Origin of the sequence: Kitasatospora sp. NPDC006697, from assembly GCF_042869935.1 — a bacterium.
In the GTDB taxonomy this organism is placed as follows: domain Bacteria; phylum Actinomycetota; class Actinomycetes; order Streptomycetales; family Streptomycetaceae; genus Kitasatospora.
This window is the reverse complement of sequence record NZ_JBIAGU010000025.1, coordinates 104,248-121,095: the sequence shown is the minus strand read 5'-3', so window position 1 is coordinate 121,095 and position 16,848 is coordinate 104,248. Positions and strand designations below refer to the sequence as shown.

Annotated in this window: 13 protein-coding genes; 8 read left to right on the top strand and 5 right to left on the bottom strand. The window is 74.0% G+C overall.

Annotation, left to right across the window (positions count from 1 at the left end; genetic code table 11):
- Positions 1-418: 418 nt before the first annotated feature.
- Entirely contained in the window at positions 419-889 is a 471-nt protein-coding gene (locus ACFYNO_RS29255) for a hypothetical protein (protein ID WP_388019044.1), read from the bottom strand.
- Between the two features lie 467 nt (positions 890-1,356).
- Here ACFYNO_RS29255 and ACFYNO_RS29250 point away from each other — a divergent pair, with 467 nt between their 5' ends.
- Positions 1,357-2,550, top strand: a complete 1,194-nt coding sequence (locus ACFYNO_RS29250) for an aminotransferase class V-fold PLP-dependent enzyme (protein ID WP_388019041.1) — start codon at positions 1,357-1,359, stop codon at positions 2,548-2,550.
- A 69-nt stretch (positions 2,551-2,619) separates the two neighbouring features.
- Here ACFYNO_RS29250 and ACFYNO_RS29245 read toward each other — a convergent pair whose 3' ends face one another.
- A complete protein-coding gene (locus ACFYNO_RS29245; protein WP_388019038.1) occupies positions 2,620-3,645 on the bottom strand; it encodes a BTAD domain-containing putative transcriptional regulator in 1,026 nt (341 codons plus the stop codon).
- A 356-nt stretch (positions 3,646-4,001) separates the two neighbouring features.
- On the opposite strand from ACFYNO_RS29245, the gene ACFYNO_RS29240 reads away from it, so the two are divergent.
- From ACFYNO_RS29240 to hemC, 6 genes are all read left to right on the top strand, one after another.
- Positions 4,002-4,823, top strand: a complete 822-nt coding sequence (locus tag ACFYNO_RS29240; RefSeq protein WP_388019035.1) for a BTAD domain-containing putative transcriptional regulator — start codon at positions 4,002-4,004, stop codon at positions 4,821-4,823.
- A 185-nt stretch (positions 4,824-5,008) separates the two neighbouring features.
- Positions 5,009-5,833 carry a BTAD domain-containing putative transcriptional regulator gene (locus ACFYNO_RS29235; protein ID WP_388019032.1) on the top strand — a complete coding sequence of 275 codons (825 nt, stop codon included), beginning with the start codon at positions 5,009-5,011 and terminating at the stop codon, positions 5,831-5,833.
- 241 nt (positions 5,834-6,074) lie between these two features.
- A complete protein-coding gene (locus ACFYNO_RS29230) occupies positions 6,075-8,084 on the top strand; it encodes a condensation domain-containing protein (protein WP_388019029.1) in 2,010 nt (669 codons plus the stop codon).
- 88 nt (positions 8,085-8,172) lie between these two features.
- Positions 8,173-8,376: an acyl-CoA carboxylase subunit epsilon gene (locus ACFYNO_RS29225; RefSeq protein ID WP_388019026.1), complete on the top strand. Its 204-nt coding sequence runs from the start codon at positions 8,173-8,175 to the stop codon at positions 8,374-8,376.
- A 36-nt stretch (positions 8,377-8,412) separates the two neighbouring features.
- The gene (locus ACFYNO_RS29220) at positions 8,413-10,005 is read left to right on the top strand and encodes an acyl-CoA carboxylase subunit beta (protein WP_388019023.1); all 1,593 of its coding nucleotides are present in this window, start codon (positions 8,413-8,415) and stop codon (positions 10,003-10,005) included.
- A 10-nt stretch (positions 10,006-10,015) separates the two neighbouring features.
- Positions 10,016-10,942, top strand: coding sequence for a hydroxymethylbilane synthase (gene hemC / locus ACFYNO_RS29215; protein WP_388019020.1), 927 nt, complete (start codon positions 10,016-10,018; stop codon positions 10,940-10,942).
- 48 nt (positions 10,943-10,990) lie between these two features.
- On the opposite strand, the gene ACFYNO_RS29210 is transcribed toward hemC, so the two are convergent.
- Together ACFYNO_RS29210 and ACFYNO_RS29205 are read right to left on the bottom strand one after the other, a co-directional pair.
- Positions 10,991-12,193: a HEAT repeat domain-containing protein gene (locus ACFYNO_RS29210; RefSeq protein ID WP_388019018.1), complete on the bottom strand. Its 1,203-nt coding sequence runs from the start codon at positions 12,191-12,193 to the stop codon at positions 10,991-10,993.
- Between the two features lie 63 nt (positions 12,194-12,256).
- The gene (locus ACFYNO_RS29205; RefSeq protein WP_388019015.1) at positions 12,257-13,459 is read right to left on the bottom strand and encodes an ATP-binding protein; all 1,203 of its coding nucleotides are present in this window, start codon (positions 13,457-13,459) and stop codon (positions 12,257-12,259) included.
- Positions 13,460-13,595: 136 nt separating this feature from the next.
- Between ACFYNO_RS29205 and ddaH the strand changes: the two genes are divergently transcribed.
- On the top strand, positions 13,596-14,417 hold the full coding sequence (gene ddaH, locus ACFYNO_RS29200) for a dimethylargininase (protein ID WP_388019013.1): 822 nt from the start codon (positions 13,596-13,598) through the stop codon (positions 14,415-14,417).
- Positions 14,418-14,472: 55 nt separating this feature from the next.
- On the opposite strand, the gene ACFYNO_RS29195 is transcribed toward ddaH, so the two are convergent.
- A complete protein-coding gene (locus tag ACFYNO_RS29195) occupies positions 14,473-16,800 on the bottom strand; it encodes an MMPL family transporter (protein WP_388019011.1) in 2,328 nt (775 codons plus the stop codon).
- Positions 16,801-16,848: the final 48 nt, after the last annotated feature.

Genomic DNA, 16,848 nt, shown 5'->3' with positions numbered 1-16,848 from the left:
CTCCGGGTTCGCCCTGTGAGGGCTGGCTGCTTCGGTGGTGGGCAGTGCCGGGTGGTCGATCGGGTACCGGGAGGTCCTGCCGGGTGGCGGGCGCGGTCGCCGGTGCGGTGCTGCGGGACGGGTGGTGTCGTCCGCGGTGGCCGGGGGCGGAGGGGCTGGGCGGGGGTGACGCCGTGGCTCCGGCTCCGGGGGGCTGCCCTGTTCGGGCTTGAGGGTGTTTCAGGGGCGGTGCTGCTTCAGCGTGGAGTGGTGTGGTGCGTGGTGCCGGGGTGGGCCGGGGTTGGTGGGGCGCGGGCGACGGGCTTGGGCGTGTGCGCCTGCCTGCGGGTGGCTGGTGGTCTGGTGGCGGCCGTGCGGCGGCGGGCGGTGCTGTCGGGGGCGGGGCGGGGTTGCCGGGACGGGTGCACGGGGTTCCTCCTCAGACGGACAGCGCGGCGGCGCTGGTGGCGGGGGCGATGGGCCAACCGATGTCGGTGCTGCCCGCGTTGACGGCGGTGGCCGGCGACGCGGGAGCCACTGGCCAGCCGATGTTGGCGCTGGCGGCGGCCGGGGTGGCGGTCGGCGCGGTGGGGGCGGCCGGCCAGCCGATGTCGCCGGCCGGGGTGGCGGTGGCCGCGGGCCAGCCGATGTCGTTGGTGCTCGCGTTGACGACCGCGTTGGGCCAGCCGATGTTGGCGGTCGTGGTCGGGGCCGGGGTGGCGGGAGCCGCCGGCCAGCCGATGTCGCCCGCCGCGCTGACGACCGAGACCTGACCGGTCGGGGCGGAGGGCCAGCCGATGTCGCTCCCGCTCGCGTTCACCGTGGTCGCGGTGCTGACTCCCGCGATGGCGACGAGCGCGGCGGCGGTGGTGGCGGCGACGGCGGCGACGCGGGCGACGGTCTTCTTCATGGCGGGCTCTCCTCGGTTGGAAACTCTGTGCTGCCTGTTTGGCAACCCGTTGCCAAGAAGATTGGCAACGTGCACTCGGGATTCCGTCGAGAAGGACTTGAGATGGGCTTGAGAAGAGCCTTCGGGAGGGTGGTCGGGGCCGCCGAACTCGGCCTCGGGAGTCCCACCTCGCGCCTTTGACCTGCGGAAATCGAGGAACTGGCGGGACGGGAAACGCTCGGCAATCAGTCTTGCCGGACTTTGGCAACACTTGGAAACCCCTCGGGGTGCGCTCCCCGGCAACCCCTCAGAGCGGCCCCGGAGAGGGGAAAGGGGCGCCGGACCACCCCGGGACCACCCCCGATCTCGAGTCTTCCTTGAGCGGAAGTTGCCAGGTATTGCCAACTTCTTCGAGTCGTTGTCAAAGTATTGCCACGAGGAATTGGCAATACCTGGCAATGAGTTCGAGACCGGGGGGAGGCCCTGGAATGAGCGTGTCGACGAGGCCCGTGCCGATGCCGCGCCGGGAGCAGCGGGTTCACCTGAACACCGCGGGCGTGGGGCGGATGCCGGAGGGCGTGCGCGCCCTGCTCACCGACTACGCACGCCGGGAGGACCGGTTCGGGCCCTGGGAGCTGGAGGAGGAGTTCGCCGACGTGCTCTACTCCGGCATCCACGACCGGCTCGGCGGCCTGCTCGCGGTGCCGGCCGCCGACACCGTGCTGGCCACCAGCGCGGCGGCCGCCTTCGAGGACCTGCTCTCCCGTCTCCCGCTCGACCGCTCGGACCGGATCTGGACCACGCCCTACGAGAGCGCCGCCGGCCTCGGCACGCTGTACGCGCTGCGCGACCGGGCCCGCTGCAAGCTGGAGGTGGTGCCGCTGCGCGAGGACGGCGACCTGGACCTGGACTGGATGGCCGCCCGGATCGACGACGGGGTGGCGCTGGTGTCGGTGGCCCACGTCCCATCGGGCTACGGGATCGTCAATCCGGTGGAGGAGGTGGGCCGGCTGCTGGCCCCGTACCGCTGCCTCTACGCGGTGGACGCCTCGCACTCGGTCGGGCAGCTGCCGGTGGACGCCGGGCGGATCGGCTGCCACCTGCTGACCGGGGACGGCTGGCGGTTCCTGCGCGGACCGCAGGGCATCGGCTTCGCCTACACCGGGGAGCGGCTGCGCCAGGCCCTGGCGCCGGGCGAGGCCGAGCCGCGGGTGCGGCCGGAGAACGCGGCGGTGGTGGCGCTGGACAGCGCGCTGGCCCACCACGCAGCCGCCGCCGAGCAGCGCGCGGACCTGCTGCCCGAGCTGCGGGCCGCCGCCGAGGCGGTGCCGGGGATCGAGGTGATCGCCCCCGGGCGGGTGCAGTCCGGCCTGCTGGGCTTCCGCCACCCGGAACTGCCGGCCGCGCTGATCCGGCGCCGGCTGGCGGAGCAGGGCGTCATCGTCTGGAAGACCGTGGCCCAGGAGACCCCGCTGCTGCCGGTCGGGGGCGGCGCCAACACGGTGGTGCGGGCCTCGGTCCACCACGACAACGGGCCGGAGGACATCGCCCGGTTCGGCGAGGCGCTGAGCGCGGTGGTGGCCGAGGAGCTGTCCCGGCTGCGGGCCGTGCCGAGGGAGCTGCCGGGTGCCCGCCCGGCCGGGCAGGGCGGGCGGCGGCTGCGCCTCTGCCCGGCGTCATGAGCACCGCGGCGGTGGGGCGCCGAAGCCCCGGAGGGCAGAACAGACCGGGCGTCCTGCAAATCCGACAGACTACATACCGCTTGGTCTGTTTTCTGGGGGGTTCCGGCTCATCAGGGCGTCGAAGCGGCGGGCGAGGTGCTCGTGTTCACGGCTGAGCTCGCCGAGCCGGTAGTGCAGCCGGGCGATCTCGGCGCCCAGGGCGGCGGCGTCGGTCAGCACGGCCTCCGGGGGCGCGGGGGCGGACAGGTCGGGCGCGTGGTTGAGGATGGACTCCAGCCGGTGGCGCAGCGTGGGCCCCGGCTCGATGCCCAGCGCCTCCACCAGCCGGTGCCGGGCCCGCTCGTAGACGCCCAGCGCCTCGGCCTGGCGGCCGCTGCGGTAGAGGGCGACCATCAGCAGGTCGTAGAACCGCTCCCGCAGCGGGTGGTCGGCCGTCAGTTTCTCCAGCTCGCCGGTGATCTCGCCGTGCTGGGCGCAGCGCAGGCTCGCCTCGTAGAGCGTCTCCAGGGCGGCGAGCCGGTTCTCCTCCAGGCGGTCGGCCTCGGTGGTGCAGATCGGTCCGTACCGGCTGTCCTGAAGGGCCGGCCCCCGCCACAGTGAGAGGGCGCTGCGCAGCAGCCGGGCGGCGTGGCCGGGGTCGGAGGCGACCGCGGCCCGCCCCTCGGAGGAGAGCCGGTGGAAGCGCTGGACGTCGGTGGTGGCGCGGCCGAGGCTGAGCAGGTAGCCGGTCGGCAGGGTGCTGATCCACTCGTGGCCGGGCGCGCTGCCGTCGGGCGCGGGCAGCAGCCTGCGCAGCCGGGCGACATGCGCCTGCAGCGCGTTGGAGGCGTTGGACGGCGGCCGGTCGCTCCACAGCTCCTCGCTGAGCCGGTCGGCGGAGAGCAGCTGGCCGGCGTGCAGCACCAGGGCGGAGAGCAGGGCCCGCTGCTTGGTGCCGGGCGGCACGATGTCGGTGCCGGTGCGGCCGTCGCGGATCTCGACCGGGCCGAGCAGTCGGAACTCGGTGCGCTCGTCGTTGCCCACCGCGCTGCCCACCGCCGTCTCGCCCGGGGCCGCGAGCGGCAGCGGGACCGGCCGGGCGAGCAGGCGGGTCACGGTACGGCTCGGGCGAGTGCGACGGGTACGGGCGGGCGGCGGCGCCGCTGCCCGGGGTCGGGTGTGTGGGTGCCGCCGGCGTGGTGGAACACGGGCGGGCGCAGTTCCATGGTGCCTCCGTCGACAGTCCGGTCGGAGTCTCGCACCCTAGCCGCCGCGGGCCGGCCGGTCCCGGTCCCGCGAGCGGGGTTCCACCGCTCCTGCGAGGCCCCTCTAGCGGCGTGGCGCAGGGCCGCGTGGAGGGTCGCTCGAGCGCGGGTGGAGAGAGCGCGGCTTGCGGCGCGACTCGGGCTAGCGTGCACCCAGCCGACGGCCTGGAGCCGTCGTAGGAGCTCGCCGGTACGGGGGAGGAAGCCGTGCAGATTCAGGTTCTGGGTCCGTTGAGCGCCGATGTCAACGGGGTGTCGATCGTTCCGACGGCGGGGAAGCCGAGGCAGATCCTCGCGCTTTTCGCCTTCTATCCGGGCCGGGTCATGCCGGTGCGCACGCTCATGGAGGAGCTCTGGGGCACCGATCTGCCGCAGAGCGCCACCACCACGATGCAGACCTACATCCTGCAGTTGCGCCGGCGGCTGGGCACCGCGATGGGTCCGGACGCGCCGGGCACGGCGAAGGACGTGCTGGCCACCCGGCACGGCGGCTACTTGCTGCAGATCCCGCCGGACTCGGTGGACGTGCACCGGTACGAGCAGCTGGTGCTGGCGGGCCAGAGCGCCTTCGAGGCGGGTGACGACGAGGGCGCCGCGGGCCGGTTCCGGGACGCGCTGGGCATGTGGCACGGGCCGGCCCTGGTGGACGTGCGGCTCGGCCCGGTGCTGGAGATCGAGGTGATGCGGCTGGAGGCCAGCTGGCTGGTCACCGTGGAGCGGCGGATCGACGCCGACCTGCGGCTGGGCCGGCACGGCGAACTGCTCGCGGAGCTGACCGACCTGATCGCCCGCCACCCGCAGCACGAGGGCCTGCACTCGCAGGCGATGGTGGCGCTGTACCGCTCCGGGCGGCAGGCGACGGCGCTGGACGTGTACCGGCGGCTGCGGATGCGGCTGATCGAGGAGCTGGGCGTGGAGCCCTCCCCGCAGCTGCAGCGGCTGCACCAGGCGATGCTCGCGGTCGACCCGGCGCTGGACGTGGCCAGCGGGCCGCGCCGCACCTCCACCTTCAACCTGTATGCGGCCTGACGCCGTACCAGGTCTCCTCCGCCGTCCCGTCCGGGTCGAGGAGCGGGTAGAAACAGCACGAGTGGTTTGGTATTGACAAACCGTCCGGTCTGTTTTTTACTGATCAAGCTCAGAACCCGGCCCTGTCACGAGAGCTATCGGGCGGCTGGCGAATCGGACTCACGTACCGGACAGGGGAGACGGCCATGGACATCGCTGTACTGGGACCGCTGGACGTCAGAGAGAACGGGATCCCGGTGGCCCCCACCGCTCCCAAGCCCCGCCAGGTGCTGGCGCTGCTGGCGCTGAAGGCGGATCAGGTGGTGCCGGTGGCGGCGCTGGTGGAGGAGCTGTGGGGCGAGCGCCCGCCGCGCAGCGTGCGCACCACGCTGCAGACCTACATCCTGCAGCTGCGCGAGCTGATCTCGGCGGCGCTGCCGGCGGGTGACGACCGGCGCACCGCGAAGGACGTGCTGGTGACGTTACCGGGCAGCTACCTGCTCAACACCGGCGGCGGCAGCAGCGACGTGCTGGAGTTCGAGCGGCGGGCGGGGCTGGGCTACCGGGCCATGGACGCCGGCGACTTCGCGGGTGCGGCCAAGGAGCTGGGCGAGGCGCTGGCGCTGTGGACCGGCTCCGCGCTGGCCGACGTGCAGACCGGGCCGCAGCTGGAGATGGAGCGGATGCGGCTGGAGGAGACCCGGCTGTGTGCGCTGGACCAGCGGATCGAGGCGGACCTGCGGCTCGGGCGGCACCGGGAGCTGCTGGGCGAGCTGACGGTGCTGGTGAGCCGGTACCGCACCCACGAGAACCTGCACGCCCAGTTCATGCTGGCGCTGCACCGGTCGGGGCGGCGCAGCGAGGCCCTGGAGGCCTACCAGCGGCTCCGCAACGCGCTGGTGCGCGAGCTCGGCCTGGAGCCGTCGGCCGCCCTGCGCCGGCTGCAGCGCTCGATCATGGTCTCCGGTCCGGAGACCGCGCTGCTGCCGGCCGCGGACGGCCGGGGGGACCGGCTCAGCCGGGTCGGCTGAGCCGCGGCGGCGGCGCCGGGTCGCTGTCCGACGGGCTGAGTCGCTGAACGACGCCGCAGGTCAGCCCGGTTGTGCCGGGCCGGACAGCGACGCAAGCGACCCAAGTTCCGGGCAACTGCTCGGCGTGCGGAGACGAGACGAGAGGGGGCAGGGAGGCCGGAACGCATCGCCGCGGCGGTAGCGCCCGGCGCCCGGGCACCGGATGAACAGCCAGAATTCCTCAGCGGGCGCCGTCCTCGCCGTGGTTCTCGAACCGGTCGGCACGGCGCCCGGGGCACCGCTGGAGCTCGAACTGTGCGGGCCGCTGGGCACCGCGCGGGCCGAGGCGGTCGCCGCCAGGCTGGTCGAGCGCCACCGCGGGCACCTGGTGACCCTGGTGGAGGACCCGCTCGGCCGCCACCTGCTGCGCCTCTCCCCCGGACCGCTCTCCCCCGACCTGCTGGCCGACCTGCTGGCCCCCTCGGCCGGCGTGGACACCCTGCTGCCGGTGACGGGCCGCCAGCGCGAGGTGCTGCTGGCCGCGGTGACCGGCCCGGACGGCCCGCTCCGCCAGCTGGAGCAGTTGCACTGGAACTGGTCGGGTCCGCTGGATCCGGCCGTGTTCGCCGCCGCCTGGCAGTCGGTCGCCGACCGCGAGGTGGTGCTGCGGGCCTCCTTCGACTGGACCGCCGCGCCCCGGCTGGTGCTGCACGAGCGCGCCGAGGTGGAGGTGCGCCACCTGCCGTACACCGCCGTCGGCTGGACCCGGCTGCTCGCCGAGGACCGTCAGCGCGGCTTCGAGCCGCACCGGCCCGGGCTGCTGCGGGTGACCCTGCTGGCCGGGCCGCCCGGACTGCACGGGCTGATGCCCAGCACCCGGATCCTGGTGACCTACCACCGGGCGCTGCTGGACGAGCGGGGTGCGCTGCTGCTGGTGCGCGAGTTCTACCGGGCCTACCTGGCGGGCGGGGTGCTGCCCGGCGGCGAGCGGCGGCCGGACATCCGCGACCACGCCCGCTGGCTGGCCAGTCAGGACACCACCGCGGCCCGCGAGTTCTGGCAGGCCACGGCGCCGCCGCCGGGTGCGGCGGTGAGCGTGGGCCGGCTCGGCGGGCCGACCGGGCGCAGCGGGCCGGGCCGGGTGCAGCGCCGGCTGCGGCCCTCGCTGACCGCCCGGGTGCGCTCCTGGGCGGCGCTGCGCGGGGTCGGCGAGAGCAGTGTGCTGCACGTGGCCTGGGCGCTGCTGCTGTACCGGGCGGCGGGGGCCGGCGGGCCCACGCCGGTGACCTTCGGGGTCCAGCTGTCGGGCCGGGAGCTGCCGCTGCGCGGCGCCGCGGGCATTCCCGGGCTGCTGGGCGAGACGCCGCCGATGACCGTGGTGGTGGACCCGGAGGCGCCGCTGGCCGACCTGCTGCGCCAGGTGCGGGACTCGGCGCTGGACCTGACGGGGTACGCCTGGGTGCCGGGCGAGCTGGTCGGCACCTGGACGGCGGGGCCGGAGCCGGCGGAGCTGGGCGGCACGCTGGTGCACTTCGACAGCGGCATCGAGCTGCCCCAGGCGCTGCGGGCGGAGCTGGAGGACCGCAGCATCCAGGTGGACACCCCGCGCAGCACCGGCGGGGACACCATCCTGCCGGTCACCCTGGTCGCGCAGTACGACGGCGAGGGCGGGCTGCTGCTCTCGGCCACCTACGACCGGGCCCACCTGAGCGACGGGGACGCCTCGGGGACGCTGTCGCAATGCCTGCACCTGCTGCGCTGCCTGCCGGACCGGCAGGATCCGGAGGTCACCGTCGGGCAGGCGCTGGCGCTGCTGGACTCCGCCGAGGTGCCGCGGGTGGCGCGGCCGGGCGGCGGGCTGCGGCACGGCAGCCTGGCGGTGCTGCGGCCCGGCGAGCCGCGGGCCGGGGTGGTCTGCCTGGTGGAGGTGCCCGGGGTGCCGGCCCGCTCGTACGAGCTGCTGGCCCGGGCGGACCAGGGTCCGGAGCGGCTGGTCCGGCTCTCGCTGGACGAGGTGCCGCGGGTGCTGCCGGCGGCGGTGCGCGAACTGCTGGTGCCGGGACGGGACCTGGTGCTCGGCGGCTGCGGGCCGGGCGCGGGTGCGGCCTATGAGATCGCCCGGCAGACGGCCGGCAGCGGGGTCGGGGCGGCGGCCGTGGTGATGGCGGGGATCGGCGCCGCGGCGGACTGCGCGGACGCGCTGGCCCGGGCGCTGGCGGCGGCCCGGGCGCAGCACCTGGTGGGCGCGGGCGAGCACGGCGGGAGCGGCTGAGCGGGCGGCGCCGAGCGTTCGTCCAGCTGGACCGGAGCGGTTCTTGAGCGGCGTGCCGGACGGTGTACGAAACGCTGGAGGAGGGGGCATGGGCGATTCGGACCGTGGCGGCCAGGTGCTGCGCGTGCTGCGCGGGCAGGCCACCGAGGAGGAACTGACCGCGCTGACCGTGGTGCTGCTCGCGCGGCGCGCGGCCGCGGCGGGCGCCGACCGGGGTGACGAGCGGTCGCGCACCAGCCCCCAGTGGTGGAGGATCCCGGAGGTGTACCAGGCGCCGCGCAGCTGGCGGTGACGGTGGCTCCGGGTCCCCGGAAACGGATCTGACGACATGTCAACAATCACTGAGCTGGCTCCGGTCGCACTCGGAGCGGACGACATCCGGGGCCGGGTCGCCCGGCTGCACGGGATCCGGGCGGCCGCCGAGGCCGGCCCGGGCGAGCAGGCGACCGCGGCCCAGCACGCCAAGGGCAAGCTGACGGCGCGCGAGCGGATCGAGCTGCTGCTGGACCCAGGCACCTTCCAGGAGGTCGGGCAGCTGCGCCGGCACCGGGCGACCGGGTTCGGGCTGGAGGCCAAGAAGCCGTACACCGACGGGGTGATCACCGGCTGGGGCACGGTGGAGGGTCGGACGGTCTTCGTCTACGCGCACGACTTCCGGATCTTCGGCGGCGCGCTGGGCGAGGCCCACGCGCAGAAGATCCACAAGATCATGGACATGGCCATCGCGGCGGGCTCGCCACTGGTCTCGCTCAACGACGGCGCGGGCGCCCGCATCCAGGAGGGCGTCAGCGCGCTGGCCGGGTACGGCGGGATCTTCCAGCGCAACACCCGGGCGTCGGGGGTGATCCCGCAGATCTCGGTGATGCTCGGCCCGTGTGCGGGCGGCGCGGCCTACAGCCCGGCGCTGACCGACTTCGTCTTCATGGTCCGCGGGACCTCGCAGATGTTCATCACCGGCCCGGACGTGGTGCAGGCCGTCACCGGGGAGCAGATCTCGCAGAACGGCCTCGGCGGTGCGGACGTGCACGCCGAGGTGTCCGGGGTGGCGCACTTCGCCTACGACGACGAGCGGACCTGCCTGGAGGAGGTCCGCTACCTGCTGTCGATGCTGCCGCAGAACAACCGGGAGAACCCGCCGCACGCCGCGACCGCGGACCCGGCGGAGCGCCGCTGCGAAGCGCTGCTGGACCTGGTGCCGCTGGACGGCAACCGGCCCTACGACATGGCGAAGGTGGTGGAGGAGCTCGTCGACGACGGCGAGTACCTGGAGGTGCACGAGCGCTGGGCCCGGAACATCCTGTGCGCGCTGGCCCGGATCGACGGCCAGGTGGTGGGGATCGTGGCGAACCAGCCGCAGGTGCTGGCGGGTGTGCTGGACATCGAGGCCTCGGAGAAGGCGGCGCGGTTCGTGCAGGTGTGCGACGCGTTCAACATCCCGATCGTGACGCTGCTGGACGTGCCGGGCTTCCTGCCGGGTGTGGACCAGGAGCACGGCGGGATCATCCGGCACGGCGCCAAGCTGCTCTACGCCTACTGCAACGCCACCGTGCCGCGGATCTCGCTGATCCTGCGCAAGGCCTACGGCGGCGCCTACATCGTGATGGACTCCCAGTCGATCGGCGCCGACCTCACCTACGCCTGGCCCACCAACGAGATCGCCGTGATGGGCGCCGAGGGCGCGGCCAACGTGATCTTCCGCCGCGAGATCAACGGTGCGGACGATCCGGAGGCGATGCGGGCGCAGAAAATCCAGGAGTACAAGAGCGAGCTGATGCACCCTTACTACGCCGCGGAGCGCGGCCTGGTGGACGACGTGATCGACCCCGCCGAGACCCGCAGCGCGCTGGCGGCCGCGCTCGCGATGCTGCAGACCAAGCACGCGGACCTGCCGAGCCGCAAGCACGGCAACCCGCCGATGTGAGGAGTTGACCGTGGTCGAGCTGGTGGTGGGTTCGCGGGCCAGTCAGCTGGCCAGGACGCAGGTGAAGCTGTTCCTGGCGCCGCTGCGGGAGCGGTTCCCGGAGGTGGTCTTCCGGCACCAGGTGATCCTGGAGGCGGGCGACCAGGACCGGCGCTCGGCGCTGCGGGCGGTCTCCGAGCGCGGTGGCGGCTCGGCCTTCTCGGCGAACCAGGTGGACGCGCTGGTGTCGGGGCAGGTCGATGTGATCGTGCACTCGCTCAAGGACCTGCCGACCGCGAACCCGCCCGGCCTGGTGCTGCTGGCGCCGCCGCGGCGCGAGGACGTGCGGGACGCGCTCTGCGGCTCGACGCTGGCCGGTCTGCCACGGGGCGGGCGGATCGGCACGTCCGCGTCCCGGCGGATCGCGCAGCTGCTGCACGTGCGGCCGGACCTGGTGCCGGTGGAGATCCGGGGCAATGTGCCGACCCGGCTGGGCAGGCTGCGGACCCAGCGGCTGGACGCGGTGGTGCTGGCGGCGGCCGGCCTGCGGCGGCTCGGGCGGGAGGCGGAGATCAGCGAGGTGCTGCCGGTCGACCTGTTCCCGCCGAGCCCGGGGCAGGGGGCGCTGGGCATCCAGGTGCGGGAGGACGACGCGCTGGCGCGGGAGTTGTTGGGTGGTGCGGGTGATCCGGTCACGGAGGCGGAGGTGACGGCGGAGCGGGCGATGCTGGCGGAGCTGCACGGCGGGTGCTCGGTGCCGGTGGGGGCGTTCGGGAAGGCGGTGGGCGGGGTGCTGACGCTGCACGGGCAGGTCACGTCGGTGGACGGGAGGCGGCAGGTGGAGGCGCGCTGCTCGGGGCCGGTGGGTGGGGCGGAGGAGTTGGGTGTGCGGGTGGCGGGGGCGTTGCTGGAGCAGGGGGCGGAGGAGCTGCTGGTGGGGGCGCGGGTGGCGGCTTAGGTGTCGGAGCTGTACGCCCTGGACCTGAGCGACGCCGTCTGGCGTAAGTCAGCGCCGAGTGGCGTGGGAGCGAAGCCTGTAGTCGAGGGCATCCAGCGCCAGCGCGCCCGGGCTGCGGTGGCTGCTGATGCCGCGTCGGATCTCGTCGAGGACGGGGCGGCCGCGCTCGTCCCCGCGCAGGACCAGGGCCGAGGCGGCGTGCAGTCTTGCGTCGAAGTGCGGATCACCGAGGCGGGCCGTCAGCGCCTCGCGCAGGGCGGGGGTGTCGGTGGTGGACGCGGTGAGTGCGCTGAGCGCGGCGGCCCGCACCTCGGAGGCCTGGTCCCCGGTCAGGCGGATCATAGCCGCGAGGATCTCGGGGTCGTCGGCCGTGACGGTGGTCGAGCGGTTGGTGGCGATCAGGCCGGCGACCTCGCGGCGGATCCCCGGGTCGGGGTGGCGGGCGTGGCCCAGGACGGCCCGGATCTCGTCCGACGCGCAGTAGGAGCCGAAGGCGGCGATGGCGCTGCGCAGGGCGTAGGGGTCCTGCTCGGTGTCCAGCAGCAGGCAGAGCAGGTCGGTGGCCTGACGGGCGAACGGCAGTTCGTCCGTCAGGTAGTCGTCCGCCGCCGACGGGCCGTGCGGCGAGGGGAGGCCGAAGGTCATGAACCGCAGGACGTCCAGACCGAAGCGCCGACGGGCCACGGAGCAAGTGTCGCTGACCAGGACGCTGATCCACTCGAACGTCTCCCAGGTGGTGCGGTAGCTCAGTTGGGAGACCGATTCGAACCAGTCGTCATGCTGGGGCAGCGCGTGCACCAGCGCACGGGCCAACAGTTCGTCCGGTGTGCGGTGGATGCCGAGCGCGGCCTCCAGGTGGCTGACGATCGCCAGGTGGGCCGGCGGCGGGCCGGGCTCGCCCGGGGTGGCTGCGCCGAGCGCGGCTTCGGCGGCTCGCAGGGCCCGGCGCTGCGGGCTGTCCGGCCGGTGCTGGTCATGGCTGCGGGAGAGCAGGGCCAGCAGCACGGTGTAGTCACCGCGTTCGGTGGCCCAGCTGACCGGGTCGGATCCGTCGGCCCACGGGCGGGTCGGATCGGCGCCGCCGTCGATGAGCTGTCGCACCGCTTCGTCGAGACCGGCGTGCGCGGCGGCAGACAGCAGGGTGGTCGCCTGCTCGCCGGTGAACTCGTCGGAGCGGACGCTGTCCAGGAGGTCGAGGACCGAGTTCTCGTCGCCGCTCTCGATGGCGGCCAGCAGCGCGGGGAGGTGCACCGGGTGATTGTGCTCGCCCTGGCGCAGCTGGGGCGAGCGAATTCCGCGCCGTGCGGCGGAACGTCAGCTCCGTGCCCCGGCTCCGGCCGATTGGGCGGTGGTGAGGCGGGCGGAGATCAGGCGTTCGGCCGCTGCCGGGTTGAACTGCCAGAGGAGGCGGGCCAGGCGGGCGGCGATGACCTTCCTCTGTTGGGTGTCCGGGCAGAGGCGGTGGGCGAGTTCGAGCAGGCGCAGGGCGTGGACGCCGTCGTCGGGTGTGGCGGCCTCGCACAGCAGGTCCACCTCGGCCGGGGTGGCGGGCCAGGGGTCGGGGGTGCGGGCGGCTGCGGCGAGCAGGTGGTCGGCGGCCTGGCTCGCGGGGGCGCCGGTGCGGTGCAGGGCGAGTGCTGCGCGGCGGTGGAGGTCGGCCAGGCGGGGCGGGCCGAGGGTGGTCAGCACGGCGGCGCGGACGGCTTGCGGGCGGAGGGTGGTGCCGTCGGCCAGGCCGGCGGCCGTCAGCACCGCGAGGCCCTGGCGGGCGGAGGTGGGGGTGGTACCGAGGAGCAGGGCAACGCGGTCCGGGGTGGTGGAAGTGCCGAGCACCGCGGCCGCCTGGGCGACGGCGGCCGCCGTCGGGCCGCAGCGGTGCAGGCAGGCGCCGACCGCCAGGGCGAAGGTGTCGGGCCGCGCGAGGAGGGCGCGGAGCAGCAGGGGGTTGCCGCCGCTGGCGCCGTGCAGGAACACCGCGCGGTCGGTGTCGCCGGCGAGTTCGGCGACCTCGACCGGGGTGAGGAGTTCGAGTCGGACCTGCCGGGCTCCCGGGATGCGCGGCAGATCGCCCGTGCCCGCGAGGACCAGCAGGAAGCGCCCCGAGCGGGCGGGCCGGGCGAGGTAGCGCAGCACGGTGAGCGAGGCGCGGTCGGCGTACTGGACGTCGTCGACACAGAGCACGACCGGGGTGGTGCGGCTCAGTTGGCGCAGTGCCGCGTCCCAGCGCAGCAGGCAGTCGGCGGTGGAGGGCTCCAGGGCGCCGAGGGCGCCGGTGCGATCGCTGACGAGGAGTCGGTGCAGCAGGTCCAGCGGGGTGCCGCGTCCGGTGGGCGTGCCGACCGCGTGCAGGACCAGGGCGCCGATCGCCGTCGCCTGTTCGACCACGGTGTGCAGCAGGTCGCTCTTGCCGCTGCCGGTGGGCCCGTCGACCAGCAGGGTGCCCGGTCTGCCCGCGGCGCAGTCCGCCAGTGCCTCGTCCACGGTTCGGATCGCCGCTGTCCTGCCGACCACCGTCATGCCGTCAGGATCGGGCCGCTGCCTAGTGGCCGGTTCGAGGGCCGGTGGAGGAATCCGGGGGAAGCGCACGAACGGGGCTACCGTGCGTGCGGCTCCACCGTGAATCGCACCGCCAGAGCGCGAGGAGAGCACCACCATGACCAGTACCGTCTCCGCCGGCCGCGCGGTGGTCCCGCGCCGCCTGCTGATGTGCCGCCCCGAGTACTTCGACGTCAACTACAGCATCAACCCGTGGATGCACCCGGAGAAGCCGACCGACGCCGGCTCGGCGCTGGTGCAGTGGGAGGAGCTGCACGGCCTCTACCGCTCGCTCGGCCACACCGTCGAGCTGGTCGAGCCGGTGCCGGGCCTGCCGGACATGGTGTTCGCCGCCAACGGCGCGACCGTGGTCGGCGGCAAGGTGCTGGGCGCCCGGTTCCGGCACCGCGAGCGCACCGCCGAGGGCCCCGCCTACCTGGACTGGTTCGCCGCCAACGGCTACCAGGACATCCTGTGGCCCGAGTTCATCAACGAGGGCGAGGGCGACTACCTCCAGGTCGGCGACCTGCTGCTGGCCGGCACCGGGTTCCGCACCGACCCGCGCTCGCACCTGGAGGCGCAGGAGTTCTTCGGCGTGCCGGTGATCAGCCTGAGCCTGGTGAACCCGAACTTCTACCACCTGGACACCGCCCTGTCGGTGCTCGGCCCCGGCGAGGTCATGTACTACCCGGCGGCGTTCAGCCCGGGCAGCCAGGCGGTGCTGCGCCGGCTCTTCCCGGACGCGGTGCTCGCCTCGGACCAGGACGCCGCGGTGTTCGGCCTGAACGCCTTCTGCGACGGCCTCAACGTGCTGCTGCCGCAGGCCGCCACCGGGCTGGCCGGGCAGCTGGCGGAGCGCGGCTACCGGCCGATCGGGGTCAACCTGACGGAGCTGCTGAAGGCCGGCGGCAGCGTGAAGTGCTGCACCCTGGAGCTGTAGCGGAAACGCGAGGGCCCGGAGGCCGAGAGGCCTCCGGGCTTCCGCGCTGGGGGGATCAGCGCGAGTTCGAGTGCGAGTACTGCTGCCGCGGCGCCTCGGTGGGCTGCTGGTACTGCGGGTACTGCTCGCTGTGCCCGGGGTACTGCTGCGGGTACGGCTGGGCCTGCGGGACGGAGGCCGGGATCTGGCTGACCGTCAGCCGGTCCAGCTTGGCGCCCTCCACGTCCATGTTCGGCAGCACCGCGTCGACCCAGCGGGGCAGCCACCAGGCGGACCGGCCGAGCAGGGCGAGCACGGCCGGCACGATGGCCATCCGTACCACGAAGGCGTCGAAGAAGACGGCGGCGGCGAGGCTGAAGCCGACCATCTTGACGAAGTCGTTGTTCTCCAGGACGAAGGCGGAGAAGACGCTGGTCATGATGACCGCGGCGGCGCCGATCACCCGGCCGCCGTAGCGGAAGCCGTGCACCACGGCCTCGGCGGGCTGGGCGCCGTGCACGTGCGCCTCGCGCATCCGGGTGACCAGGAAGACCTCGTAGTCCATCGCGAGGCCGAAGACCACGCCGATCATGAAGATCGGCAGGGTGCTCATGATCGGGCCCTGGGTGCTGACGCCGAGCTGCTTGGCCAGCCAGCCCCACTGGAAGACCGCCACCACCGCGCCGAGCGCCGCGCCGACCGAGAGCAGGAAGCCGAGGGCCGCCTTCAGCGGGATCAGCACCGAGCGGAAGATCAGCACCAGCAGGACGAAGGCCAGGCCGACCACCAGACCGAGGTAGGGCAGCGTGGTGTCCTGGAGGGTCTGCGAGAAGTCGTCGATCAGGGCGGTCTGACCGGTCACCAGGACGGTGGCACCGGGGTCGGCCTTGAAGCCGCCCTCCAGCGAGCGGATGGACTTGACGAGCTGTCCGGTGGCGTGGTCGTCGGGGCCGGTGGTCGGGATGACGGTGAGGACGGCGGTGTCGTTCTTGGCGTTGGCGGTGGCCGGGCTGACCGAGGCGACGCCGCCCAGGTGCTCCAGCTTGCCGCCGACGGCCTTGGCCGCGGCGCTCGCGTCGGCGGCCTGGACGGTGAGGGTCAGCGGCCCGTTGAAGCCGGCGCCGAAGGAGCCGGAGAGCATGTCGTAGGCCTTGCGCTGGGTGGTGTCGGTGCGCATCTGGCCGTCGCCGGGCAGGCCGAGCTTCAGGCTCGCGGCGGGCACCGCGATGATGCCCAGGCCGACCACGCCGAGCACCAGGACGCTGAGCGGGCGGCGGACCACCAGGGCGGCCCAGCGGGTGCCCAGGTTGGGCTTCTGGCGGGCGGCGCGCTTGTCGGCCTTGCGCTGCTGGCGGGCGGAGAGCGGCTTGCCCCGCAGGGCCCGGCGGTCGCGGCGGGGCATCACCCGGATCGGCGCGAAGCCGAGGAAGGCGGGCACCAGGGTGACCGCGAGCAGCACCGCGATGGCGACGGTGCCGGCGGCGGTCAGGCCCATCTTGGTGAGCATCGGGACGTTCACCACGGCGAGGCCGGCCAGCGCGACGATCACGGTGAGGCCGGCGAAGACCACGGCCGAGCCGGCGGTGCCGACGGCCCGTCCGGCGGCGTCCTGGCGGTCGCGGCCCTCGGCGAGCTCGGTGCGGTAGCGGGAGATGATGAAGAGCGAGTAGTCGATGCCGACCGCCAGGCCGATCATCATGGCGAGCACCGAGGTGGTGGTGGACAGGCCCAGGGTGCTGCCGAGCGCGGTGATCGAGGCGCTTCCGATGGCCACCCCGATCAGCGCGGTGAGCAGCGGCATGCCGGCGGCGATCATCGAGCCGAAGGTGAGCAGCAGGACCACCGCGGAGATCAGGATGCCGATGCCTTCGGCGGAGCCGCTCATGCCGCCGGCGACCGGGACGGCGTCACCGCCGGCCTCGACGGTCAGCCCCTCGGCGCGGGTCCCGTCCAGCGCCGTGGTCAGGCCCTTGTGCGCGGCGTCGGTCAGCTTGGTGGCGGCGACCTGGTAGGTGACCACGGTGTAGGCGGTGGTGCCGTCGTGGCTCAGCGAGCCGGTCTTGAACGGGTCGGTGGCGGAGGCGGCCTGCGGGCCGGCGGCGAGCGCGGCCACCAGGTGCTCGACCTGCGCCTTGTGGGCTGGGTCGGTGAGCTTTCCGCCGTCCGGGGTGCGGACCACCACGCGGGCGGTGGCACCGGTGACGCCGGCGGCGGGGAACTTCGCCTGCAGCACGTCGGAGGCCTGCTGGGACTCGGTGCCCGGCATCGAGAAGGTGTCCGGCGGGGGCGGCGGGGCGGAGGATGCGGCGAAGCCGACCCCAACGAAGACGGCGAGCCACAGCAGCGTCACCAGGCCGCGGCGGCGGAAGGCGAAGCGGCCCACTTTGTAGAGGAAGGTGGCCATCGGAAGGACTCCTGTTGGGGTCGGGTGGTGCCGGTCAGGGGCGGGGGG

Bases quoted from the DNA above. Each gene is read 5' to 3' on its own strand.
- ACFYNO_RS29255 (WP_388019044.1), bottom strand. From the start codon at position 889: ATGAAGAAGACCGTCGCCCGCGTCGCCGCCGTCGCCGCCACCACCGCC.
- ACFYNO_RS29250 (WP_388019041.1), top strand. From the start codon at position 1,357: ATGAGCGTGTCGACGAGGCCCGTGCCGATGCCGCGCCGGGAGCAGCGG.
- ACFYNO_RS29235 (WP_388019032.1), top strand. From the start codon at position 5,009: ATGGACATCGCTGTACTGGGACCGCTGGACGTCAGAGAGAACGGGATC.
- ACFYNO_RS29225 (WP_388019026.1), top strand. From the start codon at position 8,173: ATGGGCGATTCGGACCGTGGCGGCCAGGTGCTGCGCGTGCTGCGCGGG.
- ACFYNO_RS29220 (WP_388019023.1), top strand. From the start codon at position 8,413: ATGTCAACAATCACTGAGCTGGCTCCGGTCGCACTCGGAGCGGACGAC.
- ACFYNO_RS29205 (WP_388019015.1), bottom strand. From the start codon at position 13,459: ATGACGGTGGTCGGCAGGACAGCGGCGATCCGAACCGTGGACGAGGCA.
- ddaH (WP_388019013.1), top strand. From the start codon at position 13,596: ATGACCAGTACCGTCTCCGCCGGCCGCGCGGTGGTCCCGCGCCGCCTG.
- ACFYNO_RS29195 (WP_388019011.1), bottom strand. From the start codon at position 16,800: ATGGCCACCTTCCTCTACAAAGTGGGCCGCTTCGCCTTCCGCCGCCGC.